Raw genomic sequence first — 11,782 nt, forward strand, 5'->3', positions numbered from 1 at the left:
GCTTGGAGATTCATGAAACGCCATATAAATCCAAATTTGTCTCCCAGTTGCTAAACCTCCTGTTGGACAAATACGAGTTAAGCCAGTCTTTTGTAACCGGGCAGCCTTCCAAGCAAAGGCCGCAGCTATCTCTTAACAAAAGTCCATTCTGGCAAGATTATACAGACGAAATGGATTTCCGTAAACGAATTTGGATCAACGAAGCAGCTTCCGAGTTGGAGCGGCTCGGACTTGTTGAACTCAATTGGGCCCGGTTTCGCACCGGCGAGCAGTTGGAAAGAATCTATCTGCGATGGAGTGAGTTGAAGACGGCTTATCGCGTTGCGGGGCGGATGCCGAAGCGGGACAAGCTGGAACGCTTGCGGCACATCCTTACTCCCTTATCCCGCCATCCTTGGGAATGGGTCAGGGTGTGGTCTGAACAAGCCGATGTATCGCTAGCCGAAGGTAAAACTGCCCACCTGGAGGTGGACGATCCAGAGGGGTATAAGGATCTTGTTTGTGTATTGCTGGAGCTTCCTAGGCTCGAGCGAGCCGTTCCAATAAGATTACTTAGCCAGAAGCTGTTCAAGGACTCCAAGCACATGGAAAGAAACGTTCAACGAAGGTTGCTTTCGCTCGCCAAGCAGGCATCAGGAGAGGAGCGTGAAACCGAGGAAGAATGGCTTGATTTCCTCGGGGTGGCCAAAAATCCACAAATTGTGCTGGTAAGCGGGCCTCTTTCATTCCGTACTACCGACAGTCGTAAGGTTGATATTGGAGTGTTTGCCGGTGGGGTTGGCTTATCGGATAAAACGGTGGAAGAAATGTATCAAGTGCAAACAGTTGCCACTCGGATAGTAACAATTGAAAACTTGGCGACTTATCATCTGTGGCTCGAACACGCTTCCGAGCTCCGCGACACAGAGCTTGTTCTATATACCGGGGGATTTCCCCATCGGTCATTGCAATCCTTTTTGTGTAGACTGGCAGAGCATTTGGCCTCGGCATCGGAAAAGAACATTGAAGTGTATCATTGGGGTGATATTGATCTGGGAGGAATCCGGATTTTTGAATACCTGCGGAAGAAATTCTTTTCTAATCTGAGGCCCATGCTAATGGATGCGGAGACGCTTCTTCGTTACGAGTCCTCAGCGGCGTCAATCAGCGATGAATATGCCGGAAAGCTTGAGGAGGCTCTAAAGGATACCCGACTGACCCATTGGAGGCAGGTGCTGCAAACGATGCTTGATCGAAGGATACGCTTGGAACAGGAAAGTATTGTGGAATTGGATTAAAGAAGAAAACAATGGACATTAACTTTCTGACTTTTTGTTATGGAGGAAAACCAGACCACTCATCTTTGACGAGGGGTTCAGGTAACGTTCTTGTATTCACGAATCCGAGAACCTTAAGGCAGCGTAGCTGCCGGCCGCGACGCGGTTAGGTTCGCAGGGTTGTCTGCATGAATCTTCTCCCCCGAAATGCCTCGGGCAGACCAAGGGCCGTATGGCCCGAAGCGTGAATACGGTGTTAGCTGATGTTGCTGACTACCTTGAAATAGCCCGTACGATCTTTATGAAATTTCATTAAGTACGTGTTATAATAAAATTAATTTAGCCTTTCTAGATAGGGGTTGATCGAATGGCAGTTTCAAAAGATCATTTGAACAAATTAATTCAACAATTACCTGAAGAAGCCCTTCCAATCGCTGCTGATTTCCTGGAAAAATTAGTCACAAATAAAGAGTATCGTCATATCCCTTGGGATGATGAGCCAACTACTCAAGATGATATTGAAGCAATTAAAAAAGCTAAAGAATCCTTTAGACGTGGCGAGAGTATTAAACTTAAGGATGTTATCGATGACTTACTCAATTGAGTTCTATAAAGATGCTCTTAAGTATTTACAAAAATTAGATAGGACGAATCGTATTCGAATTACTCAACATCTACAAATTCTCTGTGAAGACCCTTATCATCCAGAGCTCGATATCAAAAGGATGCAAGGAACAATGGACGAATATCGATTACGAGTGGGTTCTTATCGAATTATTTATTCAGTTGAGAATGATAAGTTACTTATCCAAGTAATTAAAATTGGCTCTCGTGGTGATGTATATAAATCTTAACTTCTAGGTCTATTCTTACAGGGTAGGCCTTTTTACTTTTCTTCAGATCTTCAGCAATTTCAGCTAACGGCGCGGTTTGCGAAGTAAGGGTGGACGAGCTACATGGGCGATATGCCGGTCCGTGGGGACCGGTTTTCTGCTTCTACAGGATTCGGGGCGGTTTATGTTATACTGGTGATAAAAGAGCGGAAAAGCTTATGACATGGGGTGACATCGAATGGAAAAGGTCAATTCACCGGAAGAGTTGATGGAGAACATATCGAATATGAGCCGCGACAACTCCGTGTACCACTTTCATATTCCAGGAAAGGGAAAGTTCACTCTCGTCTTGCAAGAGGAAGAGCAGCGGTCAGAGGTCTAGGATTTCTTTTGAACAGCAGGAGAATGAAGTTTAGAATGTTCCTGTTTTGTTTCCCGGAGAGAAATGAAAATGATTGCTCAGATTTATAATTGGGAGGAGAACAGTTGGCTATGCCCCTGCCAAATAAGTTGGACCGACAAATGTCTGAGGATGAATGCAGCATTGACGATATCCTTGAATCGGCTGGAGTTTTAACTCCGGAACAAGCTGCGCATTTGACTGATGAAATCAAAAGGATGCGCGAAGAAGAATGGGAATGAATCTAAATAGCCTACCCATTGTAATTCCAACCGGGATACAGTGGGATTGTTTATATACTCGGAATACTTAAAAGGAGAACAGACGATCATGGTTTATAGATGCAGAATCGAACTGAATGAGATTGCCCCGAAGATTTGGCGGGAGTTTCAATTTCATCCGGACGTGACGTTTCATCAGCTTCACAAAATCATCCAATCGGTCATGGGATGGGAAAATTACCATTTATACGAGTTTCATGTGAAAGAAAAGGTGATCGGTCTGCCCGATCCGACATTCGCAGATATGGAAGACCGAGAGGTATTGAATGCTCGAAGAGAAATCGTTCAGAAGCATGTTCACGAAGAAAACACCGTATTTACATACGTGTATGATTTTGGAGATGATTGGCAGCACACGGTTACGTTGATCAAAATCGACGCATCGACATCCGACCCGGCACCCTTGTGTCTAGATGGTGCCCGCGGCTGTCCGCAGGAAGATGTGGGAGGCGTGTGGGGGCATCAGCATATGCTGGAAGTACTGCTTACTCCCAATCATCCGGAGCGGGATCATTTTATAGGCTGGGTTCGAGAAGGATATGATCCCGAACATTTCTCCTGCGAAGAAGTGAATCAGGAGCTTGAGCGGCAGAAGGACAAGCTGATCCCCAAGTCACTGGTTAAGCGGCCGGTAGGGAAAAAGCCTGTGAAGCTGACGAAGTCTGCTCTGAATAAGCATCTGAAGCAGCTAAATAGCGACCAGCTTATCGATTTGGTGAAGGCTTGTTATGGCGCCAGCAAAGATATGGAGAAGTTTCTTGCTGTAAGAATACTGGGCGATGAAGCAGTAGAGTCTCTCTTTCAAGAGTATTGCAAGAAGGTTGAGAAAGAGTTTTTCCCTGAGCGGGGATTTGGCAAGCTGAGACTCCAGGAAGCGAAACATGCGATTTCGGAATTCGAGAGATTGACTGGAAATTCCAGGTACGCCCTGGAATTGAAGCTGGTCTACGTTGAAAATGGAGTTGATTTCACCCTAAGCTACGGGGATATTGATGAACGCTTCTACTACAGCATGGTGTCCATGTATGCCGATATCATTGATCAAGTAAATGAAGATGAAACAGCCGAGTTGTTCGACGAATTCGAGGAACGTCTCGAAGCCGTTGTTTCGAAAACAGAAGGGATCGGCTGGGGTTTTCATGACAATTTGGCTAATCTGCACGCTCAAATAAGATGGATTTAGGTGGGGAACTTAATGCGCGGCAGGAAGAAAAATAAGCGGACCGGTCAGAAAGCGGAATTCACGGGGCTGTTGGAGCAAGACGAGAATTTCTATTTTATCGCCGGATATACGGATGGAGGCTTCCCGTATGGAATCACGTGGGAGGAATATGAGGCGGAACAACGCGGCGAGTTGATCAAAGCGACAGTAGCTGAGGGAGAACCTATGAAAGAATTGAAATTGACCAAGCAGCAGTTTCAGGAGATTGTGGATGCATACGACATGTACGTAGAAGGAATAGAGTCCTTCCTGAATATCGAAACTGGAGATGTTGTCACGTTGCGAACGTTTGACCGGGATGAAGAGGACGAAGAATTAAGCGAGATCATTGAAGAAGGCTTTAATGAAATTTATTTTCGGATACCGAAACGGGAGTCGGATGAAGGATATACCGACATGGTTGATTTTGCGGAAACGGTTGAAGATAAAAAGCTGCAATCCACTTTGATGCACATATTAAGCGGCGGCAAGAGAATATTCCGAAGATTCAAGGATGCGTTATCTTCCGACAGTGAGCAGTTAGAGCGGTATTACCAGTTTGTTGAAGAGCAGAATCGCAAACGTGTTTCTGATTGGTTGGAATCCATTGAAGTGAAGTTGATTCTCGAGTAATCAAGAAAAATGTTTGGGCAGGGGATACCGGTGAAACGTTCTTCAAGACAGACGATGATTAAGCTGTATGCTCAAGCGGTCATTTCGGAACTTCAACAATTAGGTTATCCCAATGATCAAGCTAAAGCAGTCTTTTTTCGACACTATCGAGACATGAAACGTTTATTTGGTCTTGAGCAGAATGTATGCGATTTTGCAAAGATGATTGATGAATTTGAACGTGCCATGCAGAAGAAGCATGACCCGGGTGATCCCAATTCAATTGCTGTTGGCCATCTAAACCACTTGGCTAAAACATACATCCTTAAGCATAAAAGCAACAAATGAGCAGGATTATTTTCCAAATGGCAACCGATATACGACCTGTGTCGCTGTCACCATTTCTAAAAGATGAATATGTCGACGCTGCGGCAGACCAACATATTCCCTTCTTTACCACGGTGCGATCTTATCAGGTGTTCATCGACTATTGGAATTCCAAAATGGAAAGAAGCATCCAAAGGGGGTGGTCCTCTTGAATTTATCCGATTTTTCCAGATACATAGATCCTGCAGTTGTACACAGAGGGAAGGAATACGCGTTCGAAGGACGGGTAATTTCCTTGAAGTCCATTGCCGATGAAAAGTACACTGCGGTTGTGCGCGGGTACGAGGATTATGAGGTTTATGTAAGGCTAGACAACGAGAACAACATAATGGAATCGGAATGCGATTGTCCGTACGATTTTGGACCGGTATGCAAGCATCAAGTCGCCGTATTCCTCGAGCTTAAGAATAGAGAAGCAGACGGGGTATCTTCACCGGAACCGTCTCTCCGGCAACTGTTGGAAGCAGAGAGCAAGGAGAAATTAATCGAATTGCTGCTCTCGATTGCATCGGATTCATATACCGCGGAAGAGCGCATCAGACTCCACTTGTCGAAAAGGGGCGCGGATCAGGAGTTGGACGCCTGCCGACGGTTGATTCGATCCTACATTGACACATATTCGGATGATCATGGTTTTGTGTCTTGGCGGAACTTAAGCCGCGCGGTGGAAGGTGCGGAGATCGTCGCTGAAAAGGCTCTCTCCGCCTTCGATGAAGAGGAATGGTTGCACGGGCTGGCGATTCTGTTTTGCATCATCGAAGAGATGATTGAATTATTGCAGTCCGCCGACGATTCGGACGGTGGAGTCGGGATCGTGATCGAAAGCTGTCTGGAATCGATCTTCAAGCTGGTTCAGGATCGCCATCATATTCCGGCGGAAGAACGCATGAAGATTTTCCGCCGGTTGTTGGAGGAGACACACCAACCTTATTACGACGGGTGGTCGGATTGGCAGCTCGCGCTCCTCGAGGCGGCGGGCGCGCTGATCGAGTCGGAAGAGATGCAACATCAATGGGATGATGCGGCGGATTCGCTCCTGGGTCATATGTCCGGGAGCAATTGGTCGAAGAGGTACGCAGACGAGCGGGTGGCTGTGCTCCGATATGGTCAAATATTGAAACGTTCAGATGAAGAACAGGCGAAAGCTTATTTGTATAGACATCTGCATTTCCCGGAAATCCGGGAGATTGCGATTCGTGCGGCGCTTGAGCAAGGCGATGCCGAGGAAGCGATCCGATTGGCGGAGGCCGGGGAAGCTCAAGATCAGGGGCTGCCGGGGCTCGTCTATCGCTGGAAGAAATATCGGTATGAGGCATACCATCGCACAGGACAAGTCGAACAGCAGCGGAAACTCGGGATGGAGCTGATCATGAACGGAGAATATGCGTATTATCGCTCTGTGAAGGATACATTTTCCGATGAGGGAGAATGGACTTTGTATTTGCAAGATATGTTAGATCAATTAGAGCAGAGCCCGAGGGGAGAGCATACGTATACCCAAATTCTGGTGGAAGAGGAGATGTACGCACGGCTTTTGGAACATGTCCGCAAGGCACCTTACCGAATTGAATCGTTCTATGAGCAATTGCTTCCGCATTACCCGGAGGAGGTGAAGGCGCTTTTCGTGGCATATATCGAATTCCGGGCGGATCAATCCAGAGACAGGCGAGATTACGCCGATGTTTGCCGGATCATTCGAATGCTTCAACAGGTTGGCGGACGGAAAGAAGCGTTCACCGTCACACAAAAATTGTTAACCAAATTTCCGCGAAGACCGGCTTTCCGGGAGGAGCTGGGGAAGATTCGTTTTTGAACTTTATGGGAATAAGAAGTAACGCGGTTTGAGCATAGCTTGATTTTGTGAGTGGGTGGACAAACTGGTATGCGAGGCCTGTAATTTTGATCTGAAACGAGTATGTTATAATAATGGCAAGATTAAGTCGGGTTGGATGGTGACCTATGATGGATCGTATTCAAGATTTGCAAAAACTGATCAAACTTACGGGCGATCGCGCGAAACTGGATGCAAAAGCGAACGGGACTTACATTGTCTATCAAACGGAAAAAGGCCAGATTGTCAAAGAATATGCAAACGGTGTGATCGAGCCAATCGACAATCCTGGGGTTCATCATGAATGAGTACTCCACAGTGATGGTTGTATTCGCCGGCAATAACGGCAGCGGCAAAAGCACCATTCGCAATTTGATAGTGGACAGGCTTGGTATCAGTGTCAATATAGATCCCGACGCTTTAGCTCGCGGCATTGATTCTGACCATCCGGATCGCCGCAAAGTATCCGCAGGCAAAGAAGCGATTAAACTTGCGAGAGATTGTATCCATCATAAACGCGATTTTTCTGTAGAAACGACTTTGGCCGGCGGTAATGCGATACGACTGATACGGGAAGCCAAGGCGAACGGCTTTGAAGTGATGATGTTTTATGTGGGTCTAAATGATGTTCGGCTCAATATCGAACGTGTTGCCGCCAGAGTTCGAAACGGCGGACATCATATACCGACTGAAGACATCATTCGGAGACAAACCACATCCATGCAAAATCTGCTAACTCATATCCATCTCATTGATCATTTGATTGTGATTGATAATAGCGAAGTTTCCGGTAAAATCGTTATGCAAGCTGAACATAGTATTTTAAAATATCAGGCCGAATCTCTTCCAAAATGGGTGCATAAGATCAAGGATCAGTTACATTGATTATGGAGAATCATATGAAGTTTGAAATTAGCAAATCTATGGAAAACAAAATTAATAATTGGGATAAATGTGAACCCAAAGATGTAACGGGAGCAAAGTTTGCGTACATATTTATACCAACAAGTCTAGGATTGGTTATCAAGGTCCAGTGTGATGTTTGTAAAAGGGAATTACTACTAACCGAAGATGATTAAATCTTGAATTTTACATTTCTCCCAATGTGAATAAGGAATTCTACGCGACCGGATTAGATCTGGTCGTTTTTTTTGTGCAGAACATATATTCGCTGACAAAAAGTTGTCATGACTTAATTATAAAATAAAATATACTAGATCACTGAGGCAGAGGCAGAGTTTTTGGAGTTGTAGATGGGGGTGAAAAGAATGACTTTGATTAAAGATCTGAGTACGAATGATGAATTCGTCGGCTTCTATTTGCTGAAAGAGCTGGAGCTGAAGCAGACCAACACATCGCCGGCAAAGGATTACTTCGATTTGGTGCTGTGTGATGCCAGCGGACAGTTACCCGCCAAGTATTGGGATGTGGAGGAAACGGAAAGAGACAATTTTTCTCCGATGACGCTTGTCAAGGTTCAAGGAATCGTTCAGTTATATCGGGAAAAACCGCAGGTTAAGATCATCCGGATTCGCAATATAAGGGACGAAGACGGTGTGTCCCTAACCGATTTTATTCGAGCTGCACCAATTGGATTTGCGGAATTATTAGAGGTCATAAGCAGAGTCATCGAGAGTATTTCGGATCCGGCGATTCGCGATATAGTAAGCTTTTGCGTCGATAAGGTGAGAGAGAAATTAGCTCATTATCCGGCGGCCAAAATGCACCATCATGCTTACTTCGCAGGCTTGGCCTATCATATCGTTCGTATGCTGGAGATCGGAGAGTTCCTTTGCAAGCAGAGGCCATTTCTAAATGCGGACATGATCAAAGCCGGGATTATCCTGCATGATATCGCGAAGCCAGAGGAAATGATCGCTCAGCTTGGGGTCGTGATAGATTACAGCACCCAGGGTAAGTTGATCGGTCATATTGCCATGGCGGCTAGTTGGATCACAGAAGCGGCTTTGCGGCTGGAACTTCCACTCGATTCGCAACAAGTGATCGGATTGCAGCACCTTATTCTCTCGCACCATAACCTTGGGGAATGGGGAAGCCCGGTGCAGCCGCAAACGGCAGAAGCGGTAGCATTGCACTATATTGACGCACTGGATGCCAAACTCCAGATGGCGGAGGACGCACTAAGCGCCACTTCGGACAAGGAGTTGTGGACACAGCCGGTCCGAGGGCTGGAGAATAAAGCGTTGTACCGGATGTCATTGTAGAAATTAAAATATACGAAGAAAATGCAATGAAACAAAAATACTTTGCGGCAAAATAGCGGCAATGGTATAATGTTATTGAGGAAGGTGATGTTATGTTTACACCCAAATATTCAATAACGGACACCATAGCCCGCAGACTAATGGATATACAACGCGCCAGTGTTGTGGTGGATTTGCTTCCATTGCCCGCATCTATTCTGGATATGCTTAAGAAAGAATCCATGGAAAAGACAGTCATTCTTTCAACGAAAATTGAAGGAAACACACTTGACGAGGCGACGAAGCGAAAAGTTTTGTACCAAACCAGCAATGACAATGAAGAGCAGGAAGTTTATAACTTAATGAAAGCTTTGGAATATCTGGATGAAGCCGAAAAAAGGCAGCTCCCGGTCACAGAGGAATTTATTAAAAAGCTGCATGCTATTATCCGAATATCACACGGACGAAGACCGCGTGTTAGCGAGTATCGCGAAGAACAGAATCAAGTAGGCAGCCGCAATGCCTCCGGTTTTTATTTGCCGCCGGAATGGAAAGATGTCCCGGTATTAATGGAGGATTTGGTTGCCTGGGTGAACTCGCCGGAAACCTATTCGGTTCCGGTTCCTATCAAGGCTGGCATATTCATGTGGCAGTTCCTAACGATTCATCCGTATTTGGACGGGAATGGCCGAACGGCTCGGATGATCACGACATATCTTTTACGACGCGGCGGATATGGCTTAAAGGGGTTATTTGTACTCGAGAATTTCTATGACCGCAACTTGGCTGAATATTATCGCCGACTCCAGTTGGGTCTCCATCACAATTATTATTTTGGGCGGAATGAGGCTGACTTGACGCCTTGGCTGGAATTCTTTATCGATGGTTTGGCGGAGGTTTTTCAAGAAGCCGCTGCCATCGTAACGGAGAAATCTGCTCAAATGACGAAAATCGAACCGGATCTAATTCGCAAGTTAGATCCCCAGCAAAGAATGGTGTTTGCTCAATTAACCTTTAAACAAGATACCCTAACGACAAGCGAAATGAGGGACCTGCTGCGTTTGTCGGACCGTTCAATAAGGGAAAAGGTAAGTCATTGGAGAGAAGAAGGATTCATTGAGCCGCGCGATCAAGACGCCAAAAGAGTTCGTTCGATCAAATTATCCGCAGAGTACGAGAAGTTGGCACAAGACATTCGGAATGCGCCGGATCAGTTTGCCCATTTTCTAAAATGAATGCAGCACTGCGATCTCAAGTTGAGATGCCGCAGTGCTTTTTTTGTGCGCAGAACATATATTCGCTGACAATCTATGGTCGTTGCGATCCGTCATAATGAAGGAAAGACATGCGGGAGTGAGTACAGTGGATCAACCGATCTATATCGCCGTCACAGGCACGCAGCATTACTACGGAGCAGCATTTCTAAAGCCGGGTCAGGTCGTTCACTTGATCAAAGACCCGGATAATCCGCATGACCATGAAGCGATAAAGGTGGATATGATCCCATTGGGCAAAATCGGTTATGTCGCCAACAGTCCGCATACCGTACCGAAAGGATGCCGCAGCGCCGGCCGGATTTATGATATGTTTGAGCATCATGTTTGCGGCATGGTGCGATTTGTCGTTAAGGATACGGCAATTGTTGAACTTACGCCGGGTCTAGAGGAAGTGTACATCATCAAAACGACAGAGAACGTTGCGTTTTCTCCTTATAGGCAGGAAGAACCAGGTAAAGCGTAGAATCCCAATGATGATAAGGATTTACATTCTATATGCCACGATAGGAGATATAGCATGACGGATAAAGTGATTCGGCTCTTTAAAATACTTCTCGCCATTCAATCCAATCCGGGGATTTCGGCCAAGGAGCTGGCGGACAAATGCGAGACAACGGATCGTACGATTTATAGGGACATGCGGATTTTGGACTTGATCGCACCGATTACAAACGAGGGTTACGGAAAAGGGTACCGTTTTGTCGGTAATTTCGCCATGTACCCGCTGAATTTCACGGAGCAGGAAGCGTTGGTGTTCTCTGTCCTGCCCTCCGTGTTGGACACCAGCAAATTGCCTCCAGGCTTTGAATCCGCCTACGACAAGGTGATGGCTACCCATGTGAAAGAAACCCGGAAGCGGTACGATACACTGGAAAATGTCGCAGACATGATCCAAATGGGCACCCCGGCTTATCGGGAGAACAGTGCCAACTTCTTGCTGCCCATCATGGAAGCGATTATCGCCAGTAAGACGATCAGGGCTGTTTACCATACCCAGAGCCGGAATGAATTGACGGAGCGCCAAATTGATCCGTACTATTTGGTCCCGCGGGATCAACGGTTTTACTTGATCGGCTATTGTCATTCCAAGCAGGACATTCGCACGTTTCGTATAAGCCGTTTCCGCCATGTAGAGTTGACAAGTAATCGATTCGACAAGGGTGATTTTAACATTGCTCAGTATATGAAGCATACCTGGTCGATTGAACGCGGGGATTCTTTAATCACTTTTAAGATTAAATTCCATCCGGATGTCGCCCGCTATGTGAAGGAAGAAGAATTGTTCGTGAGACCGAAGATGACCGATCTGCCGGACGGCAGCTTATTATTCGAGGTCACCGTCAACCACGAGCGGGAGTTTATGAATTGGGTGGTTCAGTACGGACCTTCAGCGGAGATTTTAGAGCCTGCATCTGTCCGGGAAAAGTTTAAGGAACAGCTACAGCGTTGGGGACAGTTGTATGGGCAGTAAGGTGCTGTTGTTGAAAGATAGACGAAAGG

14 protein-coding genes are annotated in these 11,782 nt (G+C 46.1%); all 14 read left to right on the top strand.

Annotated elements, in window-relative coordinates:
• Nucleotides 1–2 precede the first annotated feature (2 nt).
• The 14 genes from EXW96_RS06790 (at nt 3) to EXW96_RS06855 (ending at nt 11,753) form a co-directional block, all read left to right on the top strand.
• Nucleotides 3–1,277 carry a Wadjet anti-phage system protein JetD domain-containing protein gene (locus EXW96_RS06790; protein ID WP_028407040.1) on the top strand — a complete coding sequence of 425 codons (1,275 nt, stop codon included), beginning with the start codon at nt 3–5 and terminating at the stop codon, nt 1,275–1,277.
• A gap of 346 nt (nt 1,278–1,623) precedes the next feature.
• Nucleotides 1,624–1,860, top strand: a complete 237-nt coding sequence (locus tag EXW96_RS06795; protein WP_023554896.1) for a hypothetical protein — start codon at nt 1,624–1,626, stop codon at nt 1,858–1,860.
• Nucleotides 1,844–2,110, top strand: a complete 267-nt coding sequence (locus tag EXW96_RS06800; protein WP_023554895.1) for a type II toxin-antitoxin system RelE family toxin — start codon at nt 1,844–1,846, stop codon at nt 2,108–2,110. Before EXW96_RS06795 ends, EXW96_RS06800 begins: the two co-directional genes overlap by 17 nt.
• A 465-nt stretch (nt 2,111–2,575) precedes the next feature.
• On the top strand, nt 2,576–2,731 hold the full coding sequence (locus tag EXW96_RS06805; protein WP_157462203.1) for a hypothetical protein: 156 nt from the start codon (nt 2,576–2,578) through the stop codon (nt 2,729–2,731).
• Between the two features lie 88 nt (nt 2,732–2,819).
• Complete coding sequence (locus tag EXW96_RS06810; RefSeq protein ID WP_174350193.1) at nt 2,820–3,953, top strand: DUF6155 family protein; 1,134 nt, start codon at nt 2,820–2,822, stop codon at nt 3,951–3,953.
• Nucleotides 3,954–3,965: 12 nt separating this feature from the next.
• Entirely contained in the window at nt 3,966–4,604 is a 639-nt protein-coding gene (locus tag EXW96_RS06815; protein ID WP_074730224.1) for a UPF0158 family protein, read from the top strand.
• 30 nt (nt 4,605–4,634) lie between these two features.
• Nucleotides 4,635–4,931, top strand: a complete 297-nt coding sequence (locus tag EXW96_RS06820; RefSeq protein ID WP_139170888.1) for a nucleotide exchange factor GrpE — start codon at nt 4,635–4,637, stop codon at nt 4,929–4,931.
• 178 nt (nt 4,932–5,109) lie between these two features.
• Nucleotides 5,110–6,783: an SWIM zinc finger family protein gene (locus EXW96_RS06825; RefSeq protein ID WP_309225054.1), complete on the top strand. Its 1,674-nt coding sequence runs from the start codon at nt 5,110–5,112 to the stop codon at nt 6,781–6,783.
• A 146-nt stretch (nt 6,784–6,929) separates the two neighbouring features.
• A complete protein-coding gene (locus tag EXW96_RS06830; protein ID WP_015253841.1) occupies nt 6,930–7,109 on the top strand; it encodes a hypothetical protein in 180 nt (59 codons plus the stop codon).
• Complete coding sequence (locus tag EXW96_RS06835) at nt 7,102–7,686, top strand: ATPase (protein WP_023554888.1); 585 nt, start codon at nt 7,102–7,104, stop codon at nt 7,684–7,686. The genes EXW96_RS06830 and EXW96_RS06835 overlap by 8 nt, the downstream gene beginning before the upstream one ends.
• Before the next feature lie 383 nt (nt 7,687–8,069).
• A complete protein-coding gene (locus EXW96_RS06840) occupies nt 8,070–9,026 on the top strand; it encodes a 3'-5' exoribonuclease YhaM family protein (protein ID WP_074730124.1) in 957 nt (318 codons plus the stop codon).
• Nucleotides 9,027–9,118: 92 nt separating this feature from the next.
• Nucleotides 9,119–10,240, top strand: a complete 1,122-nt coding sequence (locus EXW96_RS06845) for a Fic family protein (RefSeq protein ID WP_074730125.1) — start codon at nt 9,119–9,121, stop codon at nt 10,238–10,240.
• A gap of 127 nt (nt 10,241–10,367) precedes the next feature.
• Complete coding sequence (locus tag EXW96_RS06850) at nt 10,368–10,745, top strand: HIRAN domain-containing protein (protein ID WP_174350195.1); 378 nt, start codon at nt 10,368–10,370, stop codon at nt 10,743–10,745.
• A gap of 54 nt (nt 10,746–10,799) precedes the next feature.
• Entirely contained in the window at nt 10,800–11,753 is a 954-nt protein-coding gene (locus EXW96_RS06855; RefSeq protein WP_074730127.1) for a helix-turn-helix transcriptional regulator, read from the top strand.
• Nucleotides 11,754–11,782 lie beyond the last annotated feature (29 nt).

The organism is Paenibacillus sp. JMULE4 (assembly GCF_013337105.1).
Classification (GTDB): domain Bacteria; phylum Bacillota; class Bacilli; order Paenibacillales; family NBRC-103111; genus Paenibacillus_G; species Paenibacillus_G naphthalenovorans.

What these genes read in the sequence shown, in the direction of transcription:
- EXW96_RS06840 (WP_074730124.1), top strand. Translation starts at nt 8,070, where the DNA reads ATGACTTTGATTAAAGATCTGAGTACGAATGATGAATTCGTCGGCTTC.
- EXW96_RS06855 (WP_074730127.1), top strand. Translation starts at nt 10,800, where the DNA reads ATGACGGATAAAGTGATTCGGCTCTTTAAAATACTTCTCGCCATTCAA.
- EXW96_RS06815 (WP_074730224.1), top strand. Translation starts at nt 3,966, where the DNA reads ATGCGCGGCAGGAAGAAAAATAAGCGGACCGGTCAGAAAGCGGAATTC.
- EXW96_RS06830 (WP_015253841.1), top strand. Translation starts at nt 6,930, where the DNA reads ATGATGGATCGTATTCAAGATTTGCAAAAACTGATCAAACTTACGGGC.
- EXW96_RS06800 (WP_023554895.1), top strand. Translation starts at nt 1,844, where the DNA reads ATGACTTACTCAATTGAGTTCTATAAAGATGCTCTTAAGTATTTACAA.
- EXW96_RS06810 (WP_174350193.1), top strand. Translation starts at nt 2,820, where the DNA reads ATGGTTTATAGATGCAGAATCGAACTGAATGAGATTGCCCCGAAGATT.
- EXW96_RS06795 (WP_023554896.1), top strand. Translation starts at nt 1,624, where the DNA reads ATGGCAGTTTCAAAAGATCATTTGAACAAATTAATTCAACAATTACCT.
- EXW96_RS06835 (WP_023554888.1), top strand. Translation starts at nt 7,102, where the DNA reads ATGAATGAGTACTCCACAGTGATGGTTGTATTCGCCGGCAATAACGGC.
- EXW96_RS06845 (WP_074730125.1), top strand. Translation starts at nt 9,119, where the DNA reads ATGTTTACACCCAAATATTCAATAACGGACACCATAGCCCGCAGACTA.